Source organism: Bacillus mycoides (assembly GCF_001757995.1).
In the GTDB taxonomy this organism is placed as follows: Bacteria; Bacillota; Bacilli; order Bacillales; family Bacillaceae_G; genus Bacillus_A; species Bacillus_A mycoides_B.
In genome coordinates this window covers 185,687-208,533 of the sequence record NZ_LXLV01000035.1, presented here as the reverse complement: position 1 = coordinate 208,533, position 22,847 = coordinate 185,687, and the positions used below count along the sequence as shown (strand labels likewise).

The 22,847-nt window shown below is 34.7% G+C and carries 29 protein-coding genes and 1 pseudogene; 27 read left to right on the top strand and 3 right to left on the bottom strand.

Features of this window, described 5'->3' with window-relative positions:
• The first annotated feature begins 50 nt into the window (after positions 1-50).
• From BWGOE10_RS34025 to BWGOE10_RS14115, 11 genes and pseudogenes are all read left to right on the top strand, one after another.
• A complete protein-coding gene (locus BWGOE10_RS34025; protein ID WP_171903113.1) occupies positions 51-332 on the top strand; it encodes a helix-turn-helix domain-containing protein in 282 nt (93 codons plus the stop codon).
• Positions 329-1,141 carry a hypothetical protein gene (locus tag BWGOE10_RS14150; RefSeq protein WP_070143544.1) on the top strand — a complete coding sequence of 271 codons (813 nt, stop codon included), beginning with the start codon at positions 329-331 and terminating at the stop codon, positions 1,139-1,141. Before BWGOE10_RS34025 ends, BWGOE10_RS14150 begins: the two co-directional genes overlap by 4 nt.
• 99 nt (positions 1,142-1,240) lie before the next feature.
• Entirely contained in the window at positions 1,241-1,468 is a 228-nt protein-coding gene (locus tag BWGOE10_RS14145; protein WP_100246335.1) for a hypothetical protein, read from the top strand.
• 45 nt (positions 1,469-1,513) lie between these two features.
• A complete protein-coding gene (locus BWGOE10_RS14140) occupies positions 1,514-1,711 on the top strand; it encodes a hypothetical protein (protein ID WP_070143540.1) in 198 nt (65 codons plus the stop codon).
• Between the two features lie 571 nt (positions 1,712-2,282).
• Positions 2,283-2,483, top strand: coding sequence for a hypothetical protein (locus BWGOE10_RS14135; protein WP_002185622.1), 201 nt, complete (start codon positions 2,283-2,285; stop codon positions 2,481-2,483).
• A gap of 391 nt (positions 2,484-2,874) precedes the next feature.
• Positions 2,875-3,138 (top strand): hypothetical protein, encoded by a 264-nt coding sequence (locus BWGOE10_RS14130; protein ID WP_070143538.1) that lies wholly within the window; start codon positions 2,875-2,877, stop codon positions 3,136-3,138.
• 5 nt (positions 3,139-3,143) lie between these two features.
• Positions 3,144-3,272 carry a hypothetical protein gene (locus tag BWGOE10_RS33715; RefSeq protein ID WP_265340984.1) on the top strand — a complete coding sequence of 43 codons (129 nt, stop codon included), beginning with the start codon at positions 3,144-3,146 and terminating at the stop codon, positions 3,270-3,272.
• Between the two features lie 210 nt (positions 3,273-3,482).
• A complete protein-coding gene (locus BWGOE10_RS14125) occupies positions 3,483-5,108 on the top strand; it encodes an ABC-F family ATP-binding cassette domain-containing protein (RefSeq protein ID WP_070143536.1) in 1,626 nt (541 codons plus the stop codon).
• A gap of 205 nt (positions 5,109-5,313) precedes the next feature.
• A pseudogene (locus BWGOE10_RS33820) lies at positions 5,314-5,452 on the top strand (ATPase).
• Positions 5,439-5,675 carry an ATPase gene (locus BWGOE10_RS14120; RefSeq protein WP_234013802.1) on the top strand — a complete coding sequence of 79 codons (237 nt, stop codon included), beginning with the start codon at positions 5,439-5,441 and terminating at the stop codon, positions 5,673-5,675. The pseudogene BWGOE10_RS33820 and the gene BWGOE10_RS14120 overlap by 14 nt, the downstream one beginning before the upstream one ends.
• Positions 5,676-6,057: 382 nt before the next feature.
• Positions 6,058-8,031 carry an LTA synthase family protein gene (locus tag BWGOE10_RS14115; protein WP_070143534.1) on the top strand — a complete coding sequence of 658 codons (1,974 nt, stop codon included), beginning with the start codon at positions 6,058-6,060 and terminating at the stop codon, positions 8,029-8,031.
• Positions 8,032-8,078: 47 nt separating this feature from the next.
• Here BWGOE10_RS14115 and BWGOE10_RS14110 read toward each other — a convergent pair whose 3' ends face one another.
• Entirely contained in the window at positions 8,079-9,527 is a 1,449-nt protein-coding gene (locus BWGOE10_RS14110; RefSeq protein WP_070143532.1) for a DHA2 family efflux MFS transporter permease subunit, read from the bottom strand.
• 173 nt (positions 9,528-9,700) lie between these two features.
• Here BWGOE10_RS14110 and BWGOE10_RS14105 point away from each other — a divergent pair, with 173 nt between their 5' ends.
• Entirely contained in the window at positions 9,701-10,246 is a 546-nt protein-coding gene (locus BWGOE10_RS14105) for a TetR/AcrR family transcriptional regulator (protein ID WP_070143530.1), read from the top strand.
• A 118-nt stretch (positions 10,247-10,364) separates the two neighbouring features.
• Positions 10,365-10,790 carry a PadR family transcriptional regulator gene (locus BWGOE10_RS14100; RefSeq protein WP_070143528.1) on the top strand — a complete coding sequence of 142 codons (426 nt, stop codon included), beginning with the start codon at positions 10,365-10,367 and terminating at the stop codon, positions 10,788-10,790.
• A 44-nt stretch (positions 10,791-10,834) separates the two neighbouring features.
• Here the strand turns inward: BWGOE10_RS14100 and BWGOE10_RS14095 are convergent, their stop codons facing one another.
• A complete protein-coding gene (locus tag BWGOE10_RS14095; RefSeq protein WP_070143526.1) occupies positions 10,835-11,662 on the bottom strand; it encodes a peptidoglycan-N-acetylglucosamine deacetylase in 828 nt (275 codons plus the stop codon).
• A 218-nt stretch (positions 11,663-11,880) separates the two neighbouring features.
• Here BWGOE10_RS14095 and BWGOE10_RS14090 point away from each other — a divergent pair, with 218 nt between their 5' ends.
• From BWGOE10_RS14090 to BWGOE10_RS14055, 8 genes are all read left to right on the top strand, one after another.
• Positions 11,881-12,549: a hypothetical protein gene (locus tag BWGOE10_RS14090; protein ID WP_070143524.1), complete on the top strand. Its 669-nt coding sequence runs from the start codon at positions 11,881-11,883 to the stop codon at positions 12,547-12,549.
• Positions 12,550-12,697: 148 nt separating this feature from the next.
• Positions 12,698-13,381, top strand: coding sequence for a DNA alkylation repair protein (locus BWGOE10_RS14085; protein ID WP_070143522.1), 684 nt, complete (start codon positions 12,698-12,700; stop codon positions 13,379-13,381).
• Positions 13,382-13,397: 16 nt separating this feature from the next.
• Positions 13,398-14,099 carry a nucleotidyltransferase domain-containing protein gene (locus BWGOE10_RS14080; protein WP_070143520.1) on the top strand — a complete coding sequence of 234 codons (702 nt, stop codon included), beginning with the start codon at positions 13,398-13,400 and terminating at the stop codon, positions 14,097-14,099.
• Positions 14,100-14,114: 15 nt separating this feature from the next.
• Complete coding sequence (locus BWGOE10_RS14075) at positions 14,115-14,660, top strand: GNAT family N-acetyltransferase (RefSeq protein ID WP_070143518.1); 546 nt, start codon at positions 14,115-14,117, stop codon at positions 14,658-14,660.
• Between the two features lie 33 nt (positions 14,661-14,693).
• Positions 14,694-15,194 carry a GNAT family N-acetyltransferase gene (locus tag BWGOE10_RS14070; RefSeq protein ID WP_070143516.1) on the top strand — a complete coding sequence of 167 codons (501 nt, stop codon included), beginning with the start codon at positions 14,694-14,696 and terminating at the stop codon, positions 15,192-15,194.
• Between the two features lie 15 nt (positions 15,195-15,209).
• Positions 15,210-15,731, top strand: a complete 522-nt coding sequence (locus tag BWGOE10_RS14065; protein ID WP_070143514.1) for a DinB family protein — start codon at positions 15,210-15,212, stop codon at positions 15,729-15,731.
• A 69-nt stretch (positions 15,732-15,800) separates the two neighbouring features.
• Positions 15,801-16,739, top strand: a complete 939-nt coding sequence (locus BWGOE10_RS14060; RefSeq protein WP_070143512.1) for a multidrug resistance efflux transporter family protein — start codon at positions 15,801-15,803, stop codon at positions 16,737-16,739.
• Positions 16,740-16,801: 62 nt separating this feature from the next.
• On the top strand, positions 16,802-17,203 hold the full coding sequence (locus tag BWGOE10_RS14055; protein ID WP_070143511.1) for a GNAT family N-acetyltransferase: 402 nt from the start codon (positions 16,802-16,804) through the stop codon (positions 17,201-17,203).
• Between the two features lie 79 nt (positions 17,204-17,282).
• Here BWGOE10_RS14055 and BWGOE10_RS14050 read toward each other — a convergent pair whose 3' ends face one another.
• The gene (locus BWGOE10_RS14050; protein WP_070143731.1) at positions 17,283-17,732 is read right to left on the bottom strand and encodes a hypothetical protein; all 450 of its coding nucleotides are present in this window, start codon (positions 17,730-17,732) and stop codon (positions 17,283-17,285) included.
• A 173-nt stretch (positions 17,733-17,905) separates the two neighbouring features.
• On the opposite strand from BWGOE10_RS14050, the gene BWGOE10_RS14045 reads away from it, so the two are divergent.
• The 6 genes from BWGOE10_RS14045 to BWGOE10_RS14020 all read left to right on the top strand — a co-directional run bounded on the left by BWGOE10_RS14045 (position 17,906) and on the right by BWGOE10_RS14020 (position 22,840).
• Positions 17,906-18,706 carry an aminoglycoside N(3)-acetyltransferase gene (locus BWGOE10_RS14045; RefSeq protein ID WP_131798967.1) on the top strand — a complete coding sequence of 267 codons (801 nt, stop codon included), beginning with the start codon at positions 17,906-17,908 and terminating at the stop codon, positions 18,704-18,706.
• A gap of 12 nt (positions 18,707-18,718) precedes the next feature.
• Positions 18,719-19,414, top strand: coding sequence for a phosphopantothenoylcysteine decarboxylase (locus tag BWGOE10_RS14040; RefSeq protein ID WP_070143509.1), 696 nt, complete (start codon positions 18,719-18,721; stop codon positions 19,412-19,414).
• A gap of 173 nt (positions 19,415-19,587) precedes the next feature.
• Positions 19,588-20,061, top strand: coding sequence for a tetratricopeptide repeat protein (locus BWGOE10_RS14035; protein ID WP_070143507.1), 474 nt, complete (start codon positions 19,588-19,590; stop codon positions 20,059-20,061).
• A gap of 12 nt (positions 20,062-20,073) precedes the next feature.
• Positions 20,074-21,123 carry a hypothetical protein gene (locus BWGOE10_RS14030; RefSeq protein WP_070143505.1) on the top strand — a complete coding sequence of 350 codons (1,050 nt, stop codon included), beginning with the start codon at positions 20,074-20,076 and terminating at the stop codon, positions 21,121-21,123.
• A gap of 227 nt (positions 21,124-21,350) precedes the next feature.
• The gene (locus BWGOE10_RS14025) at positions 21,351-21,890 is read left to right on the top strand and encodes a DUF402 domain-containing protein (RefSeq protein ID WP_070143503.1); all 540 of its coding nucleotides are present in this window, start codon (positions 21,351-21,353) and stop codon (positions 21,888-21,890) included.
• Positions 21,891-22,084: 194 nt separating this feature from the next.
• Positions 22,085-22,840 carry an ABC transporter ATP-binding protein gene (locus tag BWGOE10_RS14020; RefSeq protein ID WP_070143501.1) on the top strand — a complete coding sequence of 252 codons (756 nt, stop codon included), beginning with the start codon at positions 22,085-22,087 and terminating at the stop codon, positions 22,838-22,840.
• Positions 22,841-22,847 lie beyond the last annotated feature (7 nt).

Genomic DNA, 22,847 nt, shown 5'->3' with positions numbered 1-22,847 from the left:
TATTTGATCAAACGGGGTGAGATATCCCGACAAGAAAGGAACGAATACACGTGATAACATCTAGCATTCTATCATTGATACTAAAATTTTCAGCATTAACACAATATGAATTTGCTGAAAAAATTGGTATTTCTCAATCGGCGCTATCAAGGTACATCATAGGTGAACGAGAAATCCCGTACGAAGTGGCCGCAAGCATCACGAAAACGATCGGGGAACACAATATATTTTTGCTGCGAACCTTTGACAGCGGTTTAAACACGATCGAGATCGATATTAAAAAGCGAATGAACGAAAACTATAAAAATGAAAAAGGGGAACCAAAACTATGAAAAACACAAATAACACAGTAGAAAACAATAAACTAACGGTAGAGGAAATAAAAGGACGCTTGCAAGATGCGCATGTTCTTCGAAGTTCTCTAACTTCTCATATGGCAAACGAAGTTTTACCACGAACGCGCCAGGCGATTTCGGCTATTAGAAAAGATCAAGAATTAACGTTCAAAGGACAACAGGCGAAAATCGAACGATATAAAAAGCAACAGGAAGTGCGATTGCTTGATGAAATACACACGTTGAAAAAATCACACGGTTTATTGCTAGCCGATGCAAAAGCGTCAGCAGAAGCGATTCTAATTGCCGATGTTGAGCAACCAGACGAAACGGCACAAGCACTATTTAATATGCGAAAACAGAAATTGCAATCAGCGATCATGTATGCACCGACACCGCAAGCGAAACTAAAAGCACTGTCAGACTTTGCCGAACTAGGAAACGAAGGCCAGGCGTTTGCACGTCAGATTCAAGGAGATTTCCAACAGTTATCACTAATGGCGATGAACTCGACAACGAATTCTGGCGAACTGCAATCGATCACGAAGGCATTAGGCACGATCAACGCAAAACTAGAAAATGCAGCTTACACGGAAGAACAACAAGAGGTCGCAGAGTTGCTGCAAAGTATCGATGAGAATCTGAATACGCGTTTTGTAAATACGGCTGTTCTAGGTACATCATTAAGCGAGATCTCACAAACAACACTTGAATACGCGAATAAAACAGATGAATACGAAACAGATTTTGCCGAAGACGTGGCCGAATACGAACAGGCGAAGAACCTGGCATTATTAATAAAATAACGAAATCATAGCAAAGAAAATGGCGGTTAGGTTTGGCGCCTGGCTGCTGCGCTTGATCACAATAAACGAAACTATGCAATATATCGGGGGAAACTGGACATGAAAACAAACTACAATCCAGAAAATAATGAGAGAATCGAAGGAAAGTCGGTACAAAGTGTATTATCAGCGGCGCGCGTGCGTTTTGGCGGGAATTGTCTTGTACTAAACACGCAAACGTACAACAATCCACACTGGATCGCTGAATACAATGGCCCGACAAAAGGAAACGCAGGGATTGACGACGTTACGAGAAGCATTTCGCCAGGAGGCGCGGATCTTATGTAGAAAAATTTCACACACCAGACTATAAAACGAAAAGGAAGCGACACTATGAAAACACTAATCGAAATCTATCAAGAGGAACAAAAGCTATACGAGGAGAAAGAAGTGCGACTAAAAGCGCAGGAGGCGGCCGAAAAGGAATGGCAGGAAGCAATCAGCAGACTACAAGAAGAAAAAGCGAAGGTTTTAGATCATGAGCGAAACAAACGTGAAGGCGTGGCAATGAGTCGCATGATTGTCGGATAATATTGCGAAGAAGGACGATACTTAGGGGCGTTGCCTTACCAAATCATAAGGCACGATAATTCTAACGGAAAGGGGAGGCGATAGTGGTGGTGGCCCAATCGTCAATAGCTTCCATATCGTAAACATGAATGTACGTGACGATAGTGATATCGAAAGAATTGCGCGAGAGTTAAAGACAATGGAACGTACGCAAGATCGGGCGCGTGGTATATAGTAACGAAGATTGGCGGGAGGATTCCCGCCTTTCTTTATTTTATAGACTATATGCGAAAAGTGCGATGCCGAGAATGACGGTACTCTATATATCTTAGGCGACGAAACGGTCAAGGAGGAAGAAGTCGTTAAGGCGTTAGCTAAAACGAAGTAATCGTAAATGATTGGTTAGGGATTCGGCTCATTCACATTCAAAGAAAATAACGTTTCTAGTGCGATTGGGCAGCCGTTATCGGAACTTATCCCCCGACAGTGTGTTACAATTAAACGAAGCGGAAAGCGAGGATCTCCAATTGACTGGACGTGTGATTAGTTGGACAGTTTAAGAAGGTTGTATAAAAAGGGAGATGGCGCAAAGATGGCGAGAGCAAACGAGAATGATATAACGGAGAAATTGGCAGAAGGTCACCGAAAATATGGTGACGGCAACTTTACAATACAGAACATCGGCGATGAAACTAATTCGAATTGGACTGTCGTAAAAAATGTGAGGAAGGGGTCGGCAGGTATTCGCGAAGGCGAAGATATATTTAGCCTGCGATCAAAATATATAAAATAGTGCGGAGATGGGCGGGCATCACTTCGCCTGTCTTTCTTTTTATAGACTATATGCGAAAAGTAAGATGCTGAGATTAAAGAATCTAGGCTATTAACTTTGCTCCATGGATATAGTACCGTTTAACTGCGTACTACTTCGTTTTAAGTAGATTAAGAGACGGGCGAAAGTATGATGAACGGCAGATTTGCTACACCTTTTTTATTTTTTATGTGATATATTTAAAAATAGCATTGTAAAAATCAAATAATACAATATTACGCAAGTTGCGTAATAAAAGGGAGAGGATCCTTTAAAAACGGATATTCGAGAATTTATAGCGGTCGCGGATGATACGAAGCTGGAAACTACAAACACTACCTTTACGCAAAAAGACATAAATACCTTACGAAAAATGTTAGGGGAATGGGGTCCGATTAAAAACGCAGTTAATGAGATCATACAAGAAAAGGATTTGGCGCAGAAAAATACAAGTCCGATTCATTCGTTGCATGAGCGCATTAGAGAAAGTGGGTCGAAAGAAAAGGTTAGCAGGACGGTGAACCTTGACAAGGGGACATGTTCGAAATTAGGTAGAGTCGAAGATAAGCATCGTTTAAATCGTGATGAAATTGTAGAGATTGCGCTCTATGAATTCTTCGAGAAGTATAAGGTGTAATAGCGGTGAGAGGGACGTGGGATTTGTTATCTACATCTTTTTTCGGCTATAATTGCGGAAAGATCCGCTGGGAAATTACGTTGTTAGATACTTTAATGGTAGCAATTCTTGTGATTATAATGCTAAGTGTTTAGCGTCTTAAATTATTAATGGATTTTAGAGGAGATTTTTAAAAAATTCTTAAAAAAAGTAATAAAACTACTTATATCATAATTATAAGTTGTAATGAGTAGCATGTTCTAGTAGAATTGTTTACAGATGAAAATAAAGGAATCGTAAATTATGGATTTCTGTTAAAATTGGAGAAGGGTTGAGAAACCCTAGGTATTAGTAGGAGGACACAAATGATTACAGTAAGTAACGTTAGTTTGCGTTTCGCAGATCGCAAATTATTTGAAGATGTTAACATAAAATTCACGCCAGGTAATTGCTATGGTTTAATTGGAGCAAACGGTGCTGGTAAATCAACATTTCTAAAGATTTTATCTGGAGAAGTTGACCAATCAACAGGTGACATACATATTACGCCAGGTGAGCGTCTAGCAGTATTAAAACAGAATCACTTCGAATATGAAGAGTTCCCTGCACTAGAAACAGTAATGATGGGTCACACACGTCTTTATAAAGTAATGCAAGAGAAAAATGCAATTTACATGAAAGAAGACTTTAGTGATGAAGATGGCATGCGTGCTGCAGAACTTGAAGGTGAGTTCGCTGAGCTAAACGGTTGGGAAGCTGAGTCAGAAGCTGCAATCCTTCTAAAAGGATTAGGTATCGGCGAAGATATTCATGATAAAAAGATGTCTGAATTAACAGGGGCAGAGAAAGTAAAAGTATTACTTGCTCAAGCTTTATTCGGTCAACCTGACATTCTATTACTAGATGAGCCTACCAACCATTTGGACTTAAAAGCGATTCAATGGTTAGAAAACTTCTTAATGAACTTTGATAATACAGTTATCGTTGTATCCCATGACCGTCACTTCTTAAATAAAGTATGTACGCACATGGCTGATCTTGATTTCGGTAAAATTCAATTATACGTTGGTAACTATGACTTCTGGTATGAGTCAAGCCAATTAGCATTAAAACTAACGCAAGATTCTAACAAGAAAAAAGAAGAAAAAGTAAAAGAGTTACAAAACTTTATTGCGCGCTTTAGCTCAAACGCATCTAAAGCGAAGCAAGCAACTTCTCGTAAAAAATTATTAGATAAAATTACATTAGATGATATTAGACCGTCATCACGTCGTTATCCGTTCGTTGGTTTCACACCAGAGCGTGAAGTAGGAAATGACTTATTAACGGTTGAAGGTATTTCTAAAACAATCGACGGAGAAAAAGTATTAGATAATGTGAACTTCACTTTAAATAAAGGTGATAAAGTTGCATTTATCGGCCGTAACGATATTGCAATGACAACATTATTTAAAATTCTTATGGGTGAAATGGAGCCAGATAGCGGTTCATTCAAATGGGGTGTAACAACATCTCAAGCTCATTTCCCAAGAGATAACTCTGAGTACTTCGAGAACAGTGATTACACTTTAATTGATTGGTTACGTCAGTTCTCTCCACAAGATGAATCAGAAAGTTTCTTACGTGGTTTCTTAGGCCGTATGCTATTCTCTGGTGAAGAAGTAAAGAAAAACGTTTCTGTTTTATCTGGAGGAGAAAAAGTTCGTTGTATGTTATCTAAAATGATGTTAAGCGGTGCAAACGTATTAACATTAGATGATCCAACGAACCATTTAGACCTTGAGTCTATTACAGCATTAAACAACGGTTTAATCACATTTAAAGGAACATTACTATTCACTTCTCATGACCATCAGTTCGTACAAACAATTGCAAACCGTATTATCGAAGTAACGCCAAACGGTGTAGTTGATAAGGTAGCAACGTATGATGAGTTCTTAGAAAATGAAGAACTTCAAAAACAAGTTGATGCAATGTACAAAGGTCAATAATAAATAATGAAAACCCTCGCTTTCTTTATGAGAGCGGGGGTTTTGTTGAAAAGAAATACTATTTTTTGATTTAAATATAGGATGGTACTAAAATGAATAATTATTCAAGAATAACATTAATGATGGTGAAGGATTTTGATGTTGCACTTGAAAAAGATTTGAAGCATGGATAAACCCAAAACTGATGAAGAAATGATTTTTTACGTTGGAAGGAACAAATAAAGTAACGAAAAATACTTCTTGTTGATCATCGTGGCGGAAAAGATTATCGAGCAATTGGGGAATATATCGAAATGAATCGTCCTAAAAAAATTAGTATTTACATTAAAAATGCCACAGTTTAGTGAATTATTAGATAAAATCACAGTTGAAATAAAAGAGAAACAACAAGGATCTGAAATGATATTTTCACAAAATATAATCGTTGCTCATGAAGAAGATTGGACAAAATATGATGTTGAAAAAGCTTTAAAGGGGTGTCATGATGGCTCTGAACATGGTTGGAATGTAATATTCATGGGACTTAAAGAATTGTTTAAAAGAAGAGGGAATAGCTACAAAGGATGATAAACGGTAGTCGAAAAAGTGTAGTTTGAGCAAATCGCCCAAACTACACTTTTTATTTTATGAAATTGGGTAGTTTACATGAATGTACCAAAATTGGAGATAGATTAGTTTGCAAATGAGGAAATAAAGGATTATAGTTTGTGGAGTCATAATTAGCGGATGAGACTTGGGAGAAAACAGGAAATGTTACAAATTTATTTTGTTAAATAGAAACCAAGGTCAAAATGTTTAAAAAGAAATAGTTGAATAAATAAAAGCTACAAATTATAATTACTAATATTCTTCATATAGTTAAACAAAAAAAATCTATTTGAAGAAAAAAATTGAATAGAGAGACAGACTTATACAAAATAAGCCTTGGATGATCAAAAGAGGTGGAGAGATGCAACAATTTTTATTAAAGAGTAAACGAGTATTAAGTAATCATTTTGGATTTTTCGTATTTGCCGTTATTTTACTTTGGTTAAAAACATATGCAGCATATGTGACAGAATTTAATTTAGGGATATCGAACACAATCCAAAAGTTTTTACTGTTTTTCAATCCGTTAAGCTCAGCAGTTCTATTTTTAGGGCTCGCATTATTCGCAAAAGGGAAACGAGCTTACATTTGGTTAATTATTATTAATTTGCTAATGTCTATACTTTTATACGCAAACGTAGTATATTATCGCTTTTTCAGCGACTTTATTACGTTCCCGACATTAACACAATCGAATAACTTTGGAGATTTAGGTGGTAGTATTTTTGCATTGCTACACTTATATGATCCACTATATTTCTTAGATACAATCATTTTAATTATTTTAGTCGCAACGAAATTTGTAAATCCTAAACCAATCCGTGTTGCGAAGCATAAATTATCTCTAGTATTTGTAGCAGGTATTTTATTCTTTAGTGTTAACTTAGGTCTGGCAGAATCTGACCGTCCTGAATTGTTAACAAGAACATTTGACCGCAATTATATCGTGAAATATTTAGGGGCGTACAACTTTACGATTTATGATGGTATTCAAAGTGCGAAAGCATCAACAGAACGAGCATTAGCGGATGGAGATAATATGACAGAAGTTAGAAACTATCTTACATCAACTTATGCAAGTCCAAATCCTGAGTATTTCGGTAAAGGAAAAGGAATGAACGTAATTTATATTCATTTAGAGTCATTCCAAAACTTTTTACTAAACTACAAGCTAAATGGTCAAGAGGTTACACCATTCTTAAACTCATTTACAAAAGATGCGAATACGTTATACTTTGATAACTTCTTCCATCAAACAGGACAAGGTAAAACATCTGATGCGGAGTTCATGTTAGAGAACTCAATGTTTGGATTACCACAAGGATCTGTTTTTACAAATAAAGCTCATAACACGTATCAATCAGCACCGGCTATTTTAGGTCAACAAGGATATACATCAGCAGTGTTCCACGGAAACTATAAAACGTTCTGGAACCGTGATGAAATTTATAAATCATTTGGCTTTAATCAATTCTTTGATGCGTCATACTATGATATGAATGAAAAAGATGTAGTAAACTATGGATTAAAAGATAAACCGTTCTTTAATGAATCAATTCCATTATTACAAACGTTAAAACAACCGTTCTATACGAAGTTCATTACGTTATCGAACCATTTCCCTTATCCGATTGATAAAGCGGAAGCAACGATTGAACCAGCGAAAACAGGTGACTCTTCTGTAGATACGTATTTCCAAACAGCACGCTATTTAGATGAGTCTGTAAAAGGATTCATGGATTACTTGAAACAATCTGGTTTATACGATAATTCAATTATAGTTATGTACGGTGACCATTACGGTATTTCAGATAATCATAGCGCAGCAATGTCTCAAATAATGGGTAAAGAAATGAACTCATTTGAAAATGCTCAATTACAACGTGTACCTTTAATCATTCGCGTACCAGGAATGGAAGGCGGCGTACAACATCAATACGGCGGAGAAATTGACGTTCTTCCAACGTTATTACACTTGCTAGGTACAGATACGAAAAATTATGTCCAATTCGGATCAGATTTATTATCACCAGAGCATAAACAAGTCGTTCCGTTCCGTAACGGTAACTACGTAAGCCCAACAGTTACTGCACTTAACGGCAAATACTATGATACGGCTACTGGAAAACCTGTAGAATTTACAGATGAAATAAAACAAAATGAACAAATGGTTCAAAAATCACTAAAATACTCCGACCAAGTTGTTAACGGTGACTTATTACGATTCTACACACCAGAAGGATTTACACCGGTAGATAGTTCTAAGTATAACTATAACCATCGTGATAACAATAAAACGAAGGTGAAGACGACTGAAGACGGGGAAACAAAATAAATAATAAAAAATCCTACTCGTATAGAAAACGAGTAGGATTTTTTGTTTTAAGATTTACTTTCGGATTTTTGGAGTGCTACCTTTTTAGGCATAAAACATGCAAATATCAGTGCTACAAAAGATAAGACTAACATAAATGCGTAGGCATCACTTGAGCTAAAGATAGAAGATAATTTCTTTACTTGCATAACTGAAATATTTCCATTTTCACTAGATAACTGCGAAGCATGTGAAGTTGATTGAATTGTGTATACGGTGATAATAACTGCTGTTCCAATAGCACCTGCTAATTGACGTACGGTATTATTCACTGCGGAACCATGTGAACCCAGTTCTCTTGGTAAAGCGTTTAAACCTGCTGTATTTAAAGGCATCGAAATGAAACTTAGTCCAATGCGTAGAATAATGGTACGAACCATTAAATACATATAAGTGGTGGATTCGGTCAAATCAATTACACCCCACATAGATATAATGATACATATTAAACCTGTAATAAAGAGTGGTTTCGCCCCATATTTATCAAACATTTTACCTGTGATAGGTGATAAGAAGGCATTAATCACAGCTCCAGGTAATAGAAGTAAACCTGATTCAAAAGCAGTAAAACCTCGTCCATTTTGCAAGTAAATCGGTAAAAGAATTAAATCAGCATACATAATCATCGTAATGAGTACGTTAATGACTGATGTAAGAGTGAAAATTTTATATTTAAATACGGATAAATTTAATAGTGGATCGCTAGACTTTATTTGACGTAAACAGAATAGGGTTGTAACAATTATTCCGATGATAATTGTAGTAATAACAACTGGATGATCCCATCCTTTACTTCCCGCACTACTAAACCCGAATATAATACAACCAAAGCCAATCGTTGATAAAATGACACTTACGATATCTAATTTTGCTTTTGTTGTCTCAGCAACATTCATTAAATATTTTAGCGCGAGAATAATAACGATTAATACAAATGGAGCTAATCCAATAAATAACCATCTCCATGATACATATTCAATAATAAATCCAGATAATGTTGGAGCGATGGCTGGCGCGAAAATTATGGCGAAACCGATAGTTCCCATAATACTTCCACGCTTTTCACTAGGGTATAAATATAAAATAACTGTCATCATTAGTGGCATAATAATTCCTGCCCCAACTGCTTGAATCATTCTTCCTGTTAACAAAATGCCAAAATTCATGGCGCATGCACAAAGAACAGTCCCGATAAACAAGGAGAGCATGGAGCTAATAAATAGCTGCCTTGTAGTAAATCGTTTCATTAAAAATGCAGTAATTGGCACTAGAACGCCATTTATGAGCATAAAGCCTGTTGATAGCCATTGTACTGTTGCAGCCGTAACATCAAATAATTCCATCAAATTACTCATAGCCACATTTAATAGCGTCTGATTTAATGTTGATAAAAAACAGCCGGCAATGAGCACAACTAAGATGATTTTTTTATTTCTTGCCGAAATTTCCTTTTGCATTGGTAAACTCCTTCATTGTTTTCTTGATTTATCGACATTGTGTCGATAAAATTAATGGTAACAAAATAAATTTTCTTTGACCATGAACAGTTTTGTTGAAAATGTTCACTACTCGACATAAAAGGTATGCACTGTCGAGTAAGTAAAGAGAAAATCTATAAAGGAGTTTCAAAATGTCTACACCTAAAAAAGAAGATCCTCGTACAGTTCGTTCAAGAGAAATGTTTAAAAATGCAGTTTTTTCTCTCTTATGTGAGAATCCTAGTATTTCAAGCTTAACGGTTCAGAAAGTTTCAACAAAAGCAGGATTAAATCGGACAACCTTTTACTTACATTATCAAGATATTCAAGATTTACTAGACCAAATCACGAATGAGATTTCAAATGAACTTTCAAATAAAATTGCTGATTTAATACATGCAAAAGATTTATCAGAAAAACAAAAGCTAACACAATTACTTGATTATTTATATATCCACCGAAATTATTTATTTATATTATTTAAAATGAATCAATTTGAGGAGCAACTATTTTTATTTTTAAAAGAGTTAATAGAAACGAGAAGAGAGAATACGAAAAAGGATCTGCCTGATGATTATGTTGCGGTTGATATTAAAACAGCTTCATTGGTAGGTATTATCATGTGGTGGATAAGGAATGGACTTCACTTTAGTTCAGATTATATTGCAAATCAAATTTATTTTATGTATAAAGGGTAATAAATTTAAATAATTCATCCGTATTAAAAAACGATTAGAATAACCTAGTATAATTTAAAATATCGGGATTAATAAAAATTTATAAAACAAAAGATCCAGAGATAAAAGGGGGATATTCATGAATTTTAAAAATGAAAAAGTAGCATTACATTTAGAGGTTGTAAATTACCAATATAAAGATGCAATAGACGAGTGTGATAGAAATTGGTTAAGAGTAAAAACGAGACTGTCAGAAGAAAATAAAGTTTTTGAAACGATGGATCCTTTTTTACAAACTTCCGACTTACAGTACATGATAAAATGGTTTGAATCTTTACCAAACCCTACATATAACGAACTAGATTTCATAGAACCAAATTTAGCGTTTGAATTTATGGGGGAAAAATTAGGGGAGTTTAACATTGTTATTCGCTTATCGCTGGAACTTACCCCCGCATGGTGTAAGGAAGAAGAGTACGAATTTTCTATCGGTATAACTCAAGATGATAGGGAGAATATTATTCGTTCTATTGAAGAGCAACAAAGGAAATTCCCAAAACGATAATAAAAAGACTTGATAACCTACTAGAGGAAATCAAGTCTTTTTTATTAAATACGATTATCATGCCAGAAGTTTAATGGGAAGTGTTCGTTCTCATGATAGCTTTCTAATTCATATCCTCGTTCTTTCAGCCCTTTAATAATTCCAGGTACTGCTTTAACTGATTGTGGATGAATATCATGCATAAGAATAACTTCTGTTGGCTTGTTAGCACCAGCTAGAACGTTTTCTACGATTTTAGCAGATGCAGCGTCAACTGGCATTTTGTTGTATTTCCAGTCTAATGAATCAATTGTCCAATCCCATACTTTTAAACCATTCTCAACAACTTTGTTTCGAAGAGCTTCATTTAATCCTGGCATTGAGCCGTAAGATGGACGAGTTAATACTGGTGATTTCCCTAGAACTCCAGCGATTAAGCCTTGGTCTTCCTTCATTTCATCAACGTAATGACCTTCTGTATAAAGTTTCTTGTAGTTATGAGTCATACTGTGCATCCCAACATAGTGGCCTTCAGCATCTTCACGTTTTACAAGATCAGGGAAAGCTTTCACATTTGAACCAATTAGGAAGAATGTTGCTTTTGCATTTTCTCTCTTTAACATATCTAAAAGCTCAGCTGTGTATTTTCCAGGCCCATCGTCAAATGTTAAGTAAGCGACTTTTCTAACTTGCCCGTTATAGTGCTTTGGAGCTTCTTTCGGAGCAAGTGACGTTTGAATTTCACTTACAAGTTGAACAGATTTAGCTTCATCCTTTGTACTTGCTAGAGCGATATGTGTTGATCCGTAAGCAGCTTCGTATGTAAATAATACCCCAGCGCAAATCAACAGAGCCCTTTTCACTAAAGTTGTCATCCGAATTCCATTGTGCATAATTTTCCTACTCTCTATAAAAGTTCTACTCTACTATATTAGCAATTTTAGAGGGGGAAATGCAAAAAAACTTTTTTACAAGCGCAAAAAAGTTTGTCCAAAAGTATGCAAGATTTCATTGTTTTGCAGGTTTAAAAAAATGAAACAAGAATTAAATGAATGGAACTGTATGTAAAATGGTTCATTCATGTTTTTTGTTTTAGAAAGGGAGGATAAGTATGAAAAAAATAGCTTGTTTACATGCTCATCATTCAAATATTGAATACATTGACCGAGCGTTGCAATCTTTTGAAATAGAAATACTCCATTTTATAGATCCCATCTTATCACGCATATTAAAAAAAGATTGCGATTTTGAAAGAGAACAAGCACGAAATAAATTGAATGATCTTTTAAAGTATATTGCCGAAAGTGATGTAGATACACTTTTAATAACTTGTACAGATTATATCACGCTATTAGATGAGAATTTCAAAATAGGCATACCTATATTGAAAATTGATGAGCCATTCTTTGAAATGATTTGTCATGTTGAAGAGCCACAAACAATACTTTTTACAAATAATCGTACTGTTTCAGGAACGATGGAACGTTTAAAACAATACGCTCAGCAGAATAATAAATCCATACATGTAAAAGTAGAAGTGATAGAAGGAATATTTGAGTTAATTATGCAAGGGCGTAAAGAAGAGCATGATGCTAAATTAGAAAAGTATTTATATGAAATTATGAAAGATAGAAACGAAATGCTTTCAGTTGCACAATTATCGATGGTAGACGCAGCTACAAGGGTAGAAAATATAATAGGAAGGAACATAATAAATCCGTTGAATGCGCTAGAGGAGTATTGTATACAGAGCGTGAATGAACAACCGTGTGAAAAATAAGGAAGAGGATGTCTTTTGTTTTAAAATGCATCATTAAAAATTTCACATACCGTATTTAAAAAATAAATATAGGAAAACCAAAAAGTAATGTAGAATATATCGTACATACATATATGAAGTCAACATAAAACATAAAAGAGGTGGGCATATGTTACTTGAAGAAGTAATGCAGCAACTAGAAGAATATGGGACAGAACAAACTCGTAAGACATATAAAAACCATGGGGCGAAAGAACCGTTATTTGGAGTTAGTTTTGCGAATTTAAAATTGTTGAAAAAGAAGATAAAAAAAGATCATGATTTAGCAATTTCACTATGGGAAACGAAAAATATGGATGCAATGACTTTAGCAACGATGATTTTAGATCCGAAGAAACTAACGTCAGAACAACTAAATAGATGGGTTCAGGATGTTGATTATTATTGTTTAATGGACGTTCTTATGACAGCTATATGTACGTCACCAATCGCGATAGAAAGAATGGAAGAATGGACGAAGTCTGATGAAGAATGGATTGGAAGAGCTGGTTGGTCATTATTAGCGAATATCGCAATAAAAAATAAAACGTTAGACGATGACTTCTTCTTACCGTATTTAGAAGAGATTAAAGTTCATATACATAATGAAAAAAATAGAAAAAAAGAAGCAATGAATAGAGCTTTAATTGCGATAGGGGTTCGGAATGAAAATTTGGAACAACAAGCAATTGAAATTTCACGTGAAATTGGAAAAGTAGAAGTTGATCACGGTGAAACGTCATGCAAAACACCAGATGCAGAATCCTATATTAAAAAGACACGAGAAAGAGCTGAAAAGAAGAAAGTAAAATAAGAGAAGGAGAAAGGCTATGAAACCACTTGAAGCGGCACAAAGTATTATTACATCACAATTTTCGAATTGTGATGTTGCTTTACTAGGGGGAAGTGTTGCTAGAGGAGAGGCTACGAAAACATCTGACCTTGATATTGTAATATTCGACCAAAGTTTGTCATCTTGTTATAGAGAATCTTTCTATAGTAACGGATGGCCTGTTGAAGTATTTGTACATAATTTTGAAACGTATAAAACCTTTTTTAAAAGTGATTGTGAGCGCGGACGACCTTCATTACCTCAATTAGTTTCAGAAGGTATTGTGTTAAAAGGAAAAGATGAAATTGTAGAGAGGTTAAAAAGAGAAGTGAATGCTCTGTTAAATAAAGGTCCAGAAAAATGGACAGAAGAAACGATGAAGCAGAAACGCTATTTTATTACGGATACTTTGGATGATTTCATTGGTGCAACAAAGAGAGAAGAAGAATTGTTCATCGCAAATTTATTAGCTGATTTAGTACATGAATATGTTTTAAGGGTAAATGGTCAATGGCTTGGAAATTCAAAATGGTTTATTAGAGTATTAAGAAGGTATGACGAACAATATGCAGACCAATTTGTAGCAGCTTTTGATCACTTTTATAAAACAGGAGATAAAAATGAATTAATTACTTTTGTAGAAAAAACGCTAGATCAATACGGAGGAAGAGTGTTCGAAGGGTTTTCTATTGGGAAATGAGAAGGGGATAGCAAAGTGAATATACCATTTGTTCAATTAAGAGAATTGACACTAGACAATGTAGCAGATCGATATCAATGGTCATTAGATACAGAAGTAACAAAGCATTTAGTTGTACCAGATCAATATCCACCGTTCACTCGTGAAGATACGAGAAGGTGGATTGAAGCATGCATAAGTCGAGAGAATGGTTATGAACAACGAGCTATCGTTACAAAGGAAGGTATACATATTGGATGGGTAGACCTAAAAAACTTTGATAATACAAATAAAAATGCTGAACTAGGGATTGCAATTGGAAATAAAGAATATTGGGGTAAAGGATATGGAATGGTAGCCCTATACAGTATGTTACAAATCGGCTTTTCTGAATTCAAATTAGAAAAAGTTTGGCTACGTGTAGACGAAGATAATTTACAAGCTAGAAAGAGTTATGAAAAAGCTGGATTTGTTTGTGAAGGAATAATGAGAAATGATAGATTACGTCATGGTAAATTCATTCATCGCTATCGTTATAGTATGTTAAAAGAAGAATATCAATCTTTAATTAGTAGTTTATAAAAATATTATGTAAACTTAAAGGGGTAGAGAAACATGATTCGATTACTTACTAAAGAAGATGCGGAGCAATATTGGGATTTACGTTTACAAGCATTACAAGTAAACCCAGGGGCATTTGTAACAACTTATGAAGAAGCAGTGCGGCAAGAAAATCCTATTAAGCGAGTGGAAAGTAATTTAACAGCTACTACTAGTTGTACATTCGGTGCTTTTAGTGAGGATCATCAATTAGTTGGAGTTGTCACTTTACTAACAGAAGAGAAAGAGGCATATAAACATAAAGGTCATATCGTTGCGATGTATGTAGATGCAAGCAATCGAAGAAGTGGTCTTGCACGTGAGTTAATACGTAAGGCGATTGAAAGAGCAAGAGAAATAAACTTGGAGCAATTGACCTTAGGTGTTGTGTCCACAAATGAACCGGCAAAAAAATTGTATGAATCATTGGGTTTTAAAACATACGGAATTGAAAAAAGAGCTATAAAAATGAACGGTGTATATAGTGACGATGAATATATGGTGTTGTTTCTTTAAGGGAAGGAGTTTGTTATGAAAGATTTCTATTTAGAAAAAGATATGAACCCACAAGTTGCGATTTTATATGCAACGGTTACCGATACATTTAAACGATTGCAAAATTTAGTAGAAGGTACAGAAGAGAACGAACTATCCTTTAAAGGATCTGAAAATAATGAAAATAGTATAGGGCAACTACTTCAACATTTAGCAGTTGTCGATTTACATTGGGTGTACCGTTTCAAGGGAAAAGAAGTTCCACCAGCACTTGAAAATAAATATGGGCCTATGTTAAATGATATAGGAGAACTGCCAATTTTGAGAAAACACACGTTGCAAGAATTAATGCAAGATTATGAAGCAGTGCAACATATGATTTATGAGGAATGTATGAAACTAACAGAAAATGAGTTAACACGGGAAGTTTTTTATGAAAAGGGAGAAAATGCGATTATAAGGTGGGGGATATGGCATATAGCTGATCATAATCGGTACCATCAAGCTCATATTAGTCAGTTAAGAAAACTATATAGAGCTAGATTACATGCAAGTTAAAAATTCGGAATTTTAATTATATTTATTTTGTTGTATAGTATAACAAGAAACTAAACAAGGGGTTTTATAATGAAAGCTATTGCAGTAGGGATATTGGCATCGTTTTTCTTTGCCTTTACCTTTGTGTTAAACCGGTCGATGGACTTAGAAGGCGGGAGTTGGATTTGGAGTGCATCACTACGGTATTACTTTATGGTTCCAATGCTACTACTTATTGTCATGTATAGAGGAAACTTAAAACAACTCTTTCAATATATGAAAAACAATCCGAAAGAATGGTTGTTATGGAGTATTATTGGATTTGGTCTCTTTTATGCACCGCTTAGTTTCGCGGGTGCGTTTGGACCGGGGTGGCTTGTCGCTTCAACTTGGCAAATTACGATAGTTGCAGGGATTTTGTTAACACCATTTTTTGCGGTAGACCCATTACATAAAAAACTTCCAATGAAGGAATTAGTAATGTCAGGCATTATTTTATTCGGTGCTGTTCTTATGCAAGTAGAACACGCTTCTTCTTTAGGGATTCGTGAAACTGTTTTATGTGTAGTTCCTGTACTCATTGCAGCGTTTGCGTATCCACTCGGAAATAGAAAAATGATGCAATTATGTAAGGGCGAATTGGATGTATTCCAACGAGTTCTCGGTATGACATTAGCAAGTTTACCATTTTGGTTATTACTTTCTGGTTACGAAGTATCTACAAGCGGATTACCGTCAAGTAACCAAGTTTTTCAATGTTTTATTGTAGCGATTAGTTCAGGTTTAATTGCTACAGTATTATTCTTCTTTGCGACAGATCTTGTAAAAGATGATCCGCAAAAATTAGCAACAGTCGAGGCGACACAGTCTGGTGAAGTATTATTTGCATTAGTAGGAGAGCTGATCTGGTTATCGGCTCCAATTCCGTCTTCTTTATCGTGGATTGGAATGAGTCTTGTAATTGTCGGAATGATACTTCATAGTTATGTAGCTGTAGTTGTGAAAAAAGAAGAAAAAATAACGGCGTAAAAAGATTAGCTCTTTTTCAATAAAGAGCTAGTCTTTTTTCATGAGAAAGGATGAAAAATAGGATGTTACAGCGTGTTGAGCATATAGAAATAGATCCAATTAAGAAAGTATTAAAGTATGCGACCGATCCGAGTGAAGTAAGCTTAATTAAAGCAGTTTCATTGTATAAAAATGATCAGGCAGTGCTATATAAATATGGGAATAAGGGTTGCATAGGTGTAGCGTTAATTCATACAAATAGAGCGAGAATGTGTCACATAGCTGTTGATGAAAAATATCGTAATCAAGGAATTGCACTTCAAATGATTAAAGAAATAATTAGGGAATATGAGTTAACATATATTGAGGCTGAGACAGACAAAGAGGCAGTCGGATTTTATAAGAAATGTAACTTTAAGATTGAAAGTTTGGGAGAAAAATACCCGGGGATAGAAAGGTTTAATTGTTATTTAGAGAATGAATAAAATAAAAAGCGCATCATTTGTGATGGACTCTTTCATATGAGTATAAAGTTTGATTTAAGATTGCTAAAGTGAAAGTTTTTCATTGCTGTGATGTAACGCTTTCATTTTGTTTCATTTCAAAAATTTTCTTACCGTCTTCATCTACAATTTTAATAGAATCTCTAAGTTTAGGCACACCGATATACATAACAGGGTTTTTATCTTTTCCTTTGTTTTTTTCAATACGTAAGACGATAACGGATGTATCTTTTTCGTTTTTTACTTCTTTTACTGTAATTTTATCATCTTCATACTTTTTTCCAAAGGCTAAATATACCATCTTCTTTCCTTCACTAATACTATCATTTGAGTAATGAATCATAGTTGGATCTTCTTGTGCTTTTTCGTATAAGTTTGAAGGACCATATCCACCTTCGTTATATCTATACTTTTCTAACACCCAAAAATCTTCATATTCATTATTAGAAAAAGTACAACCACTTAAGCTAATCATTCCTAATATGAAAAGGGGTAATATAATTTTCTTTATTGTTTTCACCTTCCTTTATTAATTTTAAATAAGCATACCATAATTTAACTGTTTCCGATATGATAAGAACGATAAGAGTATAGTAATCTATATGGATTATGTTAAAAATTAAGAAAAATATGATAATATATGTATGTACTAGTTTAAAGCAAAATGGGGGAACAATCGTGAAAATGAATGAAATAGTGGCGAGTACACAACTTCCAAATACAATCGAAACAATTACAAATGATTTAAAAGGATTAGGGATAGAAAAAGGAATGACAGTTATTGTTCATTCTTCATTAAGTTCGATCGGTTGGATATCTGGTGGGGCAGTTGCCGTAGTAGAAGCGTTAATGAAAGTTGTTACAGAAGAAGGAACGATAATTATGCCAACCCAATCTTCAGATTTATCCGATCCAAAACATTGGTCAAGACCACCTGTACCAGAAGACTGGTGGCAAATTATTCGGGATAACGTCCCAGCATTTGACCCACGTATAACACCAACAAGGGCAATGGGAAAAGTAGTTGAATGTTTTCGTACATATCCCAATGTATTGCGCAGTAATCATCCGCTCAGCAGTTTTGCAGCATGGGGGAAACACGCAGAAGAAATTACAGCGAATCATTCACTTTCCATAAGTTTTGGTGAAGAATCGCCATTGCGAAAAATATACGATTTAGATGGATATATATTATTACTTGGTGTCGGTTATGACTCCAATACGTCCATACATTTATCTGAGGTACGTACAGGTGCACGTGAGTTAATAAAGGTAGGAGCACCTATTATAGAAGAAGGTGTAAGAGTATGGAAAGAGTTCTTTGAAATGGATTACGATTCTGACACGTTTGTAGAAATCGGAGTTGAATATGAGCGGAAAGGAACAGTTACGCGTGGGAAGATAGGGAATGCGACGTGCCGTTTTATGAGGCAACGTGATGCAGTTGACTTTGGATCAGAGTGGTTTCGCGCGAAAAATCAGTAAGGGATGGTTATGATGAAGGGGAAAAAAGTATTAATTACGAGCGGCGGTTGTCTAGAAAAATGGGATCAAGTACGGGGACATACAAATTTAGCAAAAGGTACGATTGGAAGAATTATTGCAGAAGAGCTTATGACAAAAGGAGCAAATGTTATATATTTGCATGGCTATTTTGCTGAGAAGCCAATGGGTGTAAATAACCAATTAGAATTGCACCCATTTGAGGGGATTATTGATTTACAAGATAAGATGAAAAGTATTATTACACATGAAAAAGTAGATGCGGTTATTATGGCTGCTGCTGGCTCAGATTGGGTTGTTGAAAAAATTTGTGATCAAGATGGAACTGTTCTTAATATGAACGGAAAGATTTCAAGTGATATCGCACCAATTATTCATTTTCAAAAAGCACCAAAAGTATTAAAACAAATAAAGAATTGGGATCCAGAAACGATACTCGTTGGCTTTAAACTTGAAAGTGATGTAAATGAAGCAGAACTTATTGAAAGAGCAAGCAAAAGGATGGAAGATGCAAAAGCGAGTGTAATGGTAGCGAACTCACCGCATTCTTTATATTCTCGCGGCGCCGTGCATCACGTCATTGGACAAGATGGTAATGTGAAGTTATGTAATGGGAAAGATGGAACTGCAAAAGAAATTGTCAATATGTTAGAGCATTTATGCAATCGTACTACTGTGATGGAAATTTAAGCTTTTAGAAAGAGCTGTAGTCGCATAGTATATAATGGAGTTAATATTAAATTAGTGGGGGAACGTATCCCTCACTAATTATTAAATTGAATCAATATAATAGGCCATTAGCTGCTCGTAAATGTGTAATACATGATATATGCATAATGAACATTTTGTGAGGAGTGGATTGTATGGAACATTTATTAAAGCAAGCTATTAAACTTAGAAATGAAAAGAAATATGCGCAGTCTAGAGAGATACTTATAGGATTAACAAACTTTACGAGGGATGCAGAAGTACTATATCAATGCGCTTGGATACATGATGTAATGGGTCTTGAAACGGAGGCGGTTCCGTATTATGAACAGGCAATTGCGAACGGACTTGATGGTGAATCACTTCGCGGTGCGTATATCGGTCTTGGCAGTACGTATCGTTGTATAGGGGAATATGATAAAGCGATTACTGTATTAGAAGCAGGGATAAAGAAGTTCCCGGAAAATGATGTGATGAAAGTGTTTTTATCATTAGCAAAATATAACGTAAATGATCATGAATCCGCGATGAAATTATTGCTTGAAACGGTAGTGAAAGTAGATGAGGTAAAAGAATTTGAACGTGCTATCTCATTTTATAAAGATAATTTAAATGAGGTATTAAAATAGAGGAGAGAAGGAATGAATCCATCAATTTCACGAAGGAGAAAAGGCATTTGGATTGGACTCGTATCTTTAATTATGTTGTCAAATTATTTATTGTATGCCCTTCCAATAGTGCCAGCTGCCCCGAAAGAAGTAGTGCTTGGTTCGTTATTAGATTTTATGTTTGTAATTCCAGTCATCACATATTTCTTTATTATACGGAAAAGATATTCGTTAACGTATATGTTTCCTGTAGTTATAGCTGGATACGTATTCGCAAGATTTATTATTCCTAGTGATTATTTACAAGCTTTTTCATTTGTTTCGTATGTAATAGTTGCTGGAGAAATTGTGTTCGTATGTTTTGAACTGTTTCTGATATATAAAATTATAAGAGTACTTCCTAAAATAATAAAACGATATAAAGAATATAGAAGTGAGTATTCTTCATTTTCTTATGCGATTGATGCAGCATTTGATACTAATGTGAAGAGAAGTAAGGCAGTAAATATCATTCTTACAGAGTGTAAATTACTCTACTATGCTTTTTTATCGTGGCGTGTAAAAGTATTAGAAAGTGAATTCACATACTCATATCATAAAAAGACCGGTGCAATAGGTGTTTATATCATGATTATTCATGCAACATTAATTGAAAGTATCGGTTTTCATTATTTACTTCATCAATGGAATCCAGTAATAGCTTGGGTTTTACTCATCTTAAACATATATGCCATGTTTTATTTTTTAGCTGAAATACAAGCGATGCGTAAAAATCCAATTATCGTTGCGGAAGAAAAAGTGATCATTCAAATTGGACTAGGAAAGAAAATCGTTATACCATTTATACAAATTGATAACATTGTGTTTTATAAAGGCGAATCTTTAACGAAAGAAGAAGAGAAAGAGGTTCTTGACGCAACTGTTATGGAATTTATAAAGGAACCTGCAACTTTTGAAATAACGTTAAAAGAGCCAATTAAAGCGCAGCTGTTATACGGTTTTTCAAAAACAGTAAGTCGTGTTCACCTAAATGTAGATGATGAACGGAAATTTTATGATGCGGTTATGGAGAAGTTGAAATAGGAGTAAAATGCTAATGTATCACCGTGCGTTTGGTGTATATGGAGCTTGTATTGAAAAAATAAAAGGCCATATATGAATCGTGGTTAATAAAATAGTAGCGATTCATGAACTCCTTCCATTATAGAAGGAGTTTTTATGATGCGGAATACGGTATACTTTCTTAATCAGGAGCGTAAAGGATATAATTAAAAACGGACGCATTATATGATAGAAGGGGTAACTAAAAAATGAATTGTTTACGTACATCAAGGATTGAAATTATAGAAAGAAAAATACGTTATGATTCTACAACTATAGATCACGTTTGTTTATTAGTAGAAGCACAACCGAAAAAAATCGTGCTATTTCATGAAGTACAATATTCTTTTACAATGACTGCAAAAGAAACAAAATTAACTATTCCTAAAGGTAGTTATACAACCGCATATTATTGGGAAGATCGTCCGTATAACCTATATATATGGAGAGATGATGCAGGGCATTATTTAGGGTCATATTTTAATATCGTAAAAAACACACATGTAGGAAATAAGTTAGTATCCTTTGAAGATTTAATTATTGATATTATGCTTCTTCCTAACGGTGAGTATTTCATATTAGATGAAGACGAATTACCTGAGCCATTAGATCAATTTGAGAGTGGTTATGTGAAAGAAGCGCTTAACGTATTAACAGATACTATCCATGTCTTGTTACCTCGTATGATTTTAGAAACTGAGACCATATGTAAAGAAAAAGGGAGTTTATTTGCATACAAAACCAAATAGTGATAATGTGTTCTTTTTTAAATCCTAGTTGACTTATCGGAAATATATGTATAATATGTAGTTAATTCCATAACGTATAGCTGATTGGAGAAACCAAAGGCATTTCATCGAGTGATGAAATGCCTTTGGTTTTTTTAGTTACATAATGGCTTAATCAATTAATCTATATGATTCATTTTAGGGAGGGTAAAGGAGTGGCTGTTTCAATTAAAGGGGTATCAAAATATTTCGTAAAACAAACAGGGAACGTTCAAGTGTTAGAAAACATTCAATTTCAACTAGAGAAAGGAGATTTTGTAACGGTAATTGGTCCGAGTGGGTGCGGGAAAAGTACGCTACTTAAAATTGTAGCAGGGCTAGATAATGAGTTTGAAGGTGAAGTTATCATTGATGGAGAGCGCATTGAAAAACCAAGTAAGAAACAAGGGTTTATATTTCAAGAACATCGCCTTTTTCCTTGGTTAACAGTTGAAGAAAATATTGCCGCAGATTTGTCGTTAAAAGATAAGTATGTAAAAGATAAGGTAAAAGAATGGATAGAAATCGTTCGGCTAGAAGGTTTTGAAAAATCATATCCAAAAGAAATATCAGGCGGGATGTCACAACGTGTTGCGATAGCGAGGGCATTGTTAAGGGATCCCAATGTATTATTACTTGATGAACCATTTGGAGCACTTGATGCATTTACTCGAAGTCATTTACAAGAAGTGTTACTAAATATTTGGGAACAGAAGAAAACGACAATGATTTTTGTTACACATGATATAGACGAAGCAATCTATCTTTCGAATCGAATTATTATTATGAGTGCAAAGCCGGGAAAAATACATAAAGTCATTGAAAACAATATACCTTATCCGCGAAGTAAAACCTCTTCATCATTTCAGCAATTGCGAACGAAAGTTTTACAACAATTTGAACATGGGGGACTTGTTCAAAAAAGTATATAAGGAGAGG

Coding starts and splice junctions, on each gene's coding strand:
- BWGOE10_RS14025 (WP_070143503.1), top strand. CDS start 21,351: ATGAATTGTTTACGTACATCAAGGATTGAAATTATAGAAAGAAAAATA.
- BWGOE10_RS14030 (WP_070143505.1), top strand. CDS start 20,074: ATGAATCCATCAATTTCACGAAGGAGAAAAGGCATTTGGATTGGACTC.
- BWGOE10_RS14145 (WP_100246335.1), top strand. CDS start 1,241: ATGAAAACAAACTACAATCCAGAAAATAATGAGAGAATCGAAGGAAAG.
- BWGOE10_RS14125 (WP_070143536.1), top strand. CDS start 3,483: ATGATTACAGTAAGTAACGTTAGTTTGCGTTTCGCAGATCGCAAATTA.
- BWGOE10_RS14065 (WP_070143514.1), top strand. CDS start 15,210: ATGAAAGATTTCTATTTAGAAAAAGATATGAACCCACAAGTTGCGATT.
- BWGOE10_RS14130 (WP_070143538.1), top strand. CDS start 2,875: ATGTTAGGGGAATGGGGTCCGATTAAAAACGCAGTTAATGAGATCATA.
- BWGOE10_RS14060 (WP_070143512.1), top strand. CDS start 15,801: ATGAAAGCTATTGCAGTAGGGATATTGGCATCGTTTTTCTTTGCCTTT.
- BWGOE10_RS14120 (WP_234013802.1), top strand. CDS start 5,439: ATGCCACAGTTTAGTGAATTATTAGATAAAATCACAGTTGAAATAAAA.
- BWGOE10_RS14135 (WP_002185622.1), top strand. CDS start 2,283: ATGGCGAGAGCAAACGAGAATGATATAACGGAGAAATTGGCAGAAGGT.
- BWGOE10_RS14090 (WP_070143524.1), top strand. CDS start 11,881: ATGAAAAAAATAGCTTGTTTACATGCTCATCATTCAAATATTGAATAC.
- BWGOE10_RS14100 (WP_070143528.1), top strand. CDS start 10,365: ATGAATTTTAAAAATGAAAAAGTAGCATTACATTTAGAGGTTGTAAAT.
- BWGOE10_RS14150 (WP_070143544.1), top strand. CDS start 329: ATGAAAAACACAAATAACACAGTAGAAAACAATAAACTAACGGTAGAG.
- BWGOE10_RS14105 (WP_070143530.1), top strand. CDS start 9,701: ATGTCTACACCTAAAAAAGAAGATCCTCGTACAGTTCGTTCAAGAGAA.
- BWGOE10_RS14095 (WP_070143526.1), bottom strand. CDS start 11,662: ATGCACAATGGAATTCGGATGACAACTTTAGTGAAAAGGGCTCTGTTG.
- BWGOE10_RS14045 (WP_131798967.1), top strand. CDS start 17,906: ATGAATGAAATAGTGGCGAGTACACAACTTCCAAATACAATCGAAACA.
- BWGOE10_RS14035 (WP_070143507.1), top strand. CDS start 19,588: ATGGAACATTTATTAAAGCAAGCTATTAAACTTAGAAATGAAAAGAAA.
- BWGOE10_RS14115 (WP_070143534.1), top strand. CDS start 6,058: ATGCAACAATTTTTATTAAAGAGTAAACGAGTATTAAGTAATCATTTT.
- BWGOE10_RS14140 (WP_070143540.1), top strand. CDS start 1,514: ATGAAAACACTAATCGAAATCTATCAAGAGGAACAAAAGCTATACGAG.
- BWGOE10_RS14085 (WP_070143522.1), top strand. CDS start 12,698: ATGTTACTTGAAGAAGTAATGCAGCAACTAGAAGAATATGGGACAGAA.
- BWGOE10_RS14080 (WP_070143520.1), top strand. CDS start 13,398: ATGAAACCACTTGAAGCGGCACAAAGTATTATTACATCACAATTTTCG.
- BWGOE10_RS14110 (WP_070143532.1), bottom strand. CDS start 9,527: ATGCAAAAGGAAATTTCGGCAAGAAATAAAAAAATCATCTTAGTTGTG.
- BWGOE10_RS14070 (WP_070143516.1), top strand. CDS start 14,694: ATGATTCGATTACTTACTAAAGAAGATGCGGAGCAATATTGGGATTTA.
- BWGOE10_RS14040 (WP_070143509.1), top strand. CDS start 18,719: ATGAAGGGGAAAAAAGTATTAATTACGAGCGGCGGTTGTCTAGAAAAA.
- BWGOE10_RS14055 (WP_070143511.1), top strand. CDS start 16,802: ATGTTACAGCGTGTTGAGCATATAGAAATAGATCCAATTAAGAAAGTA.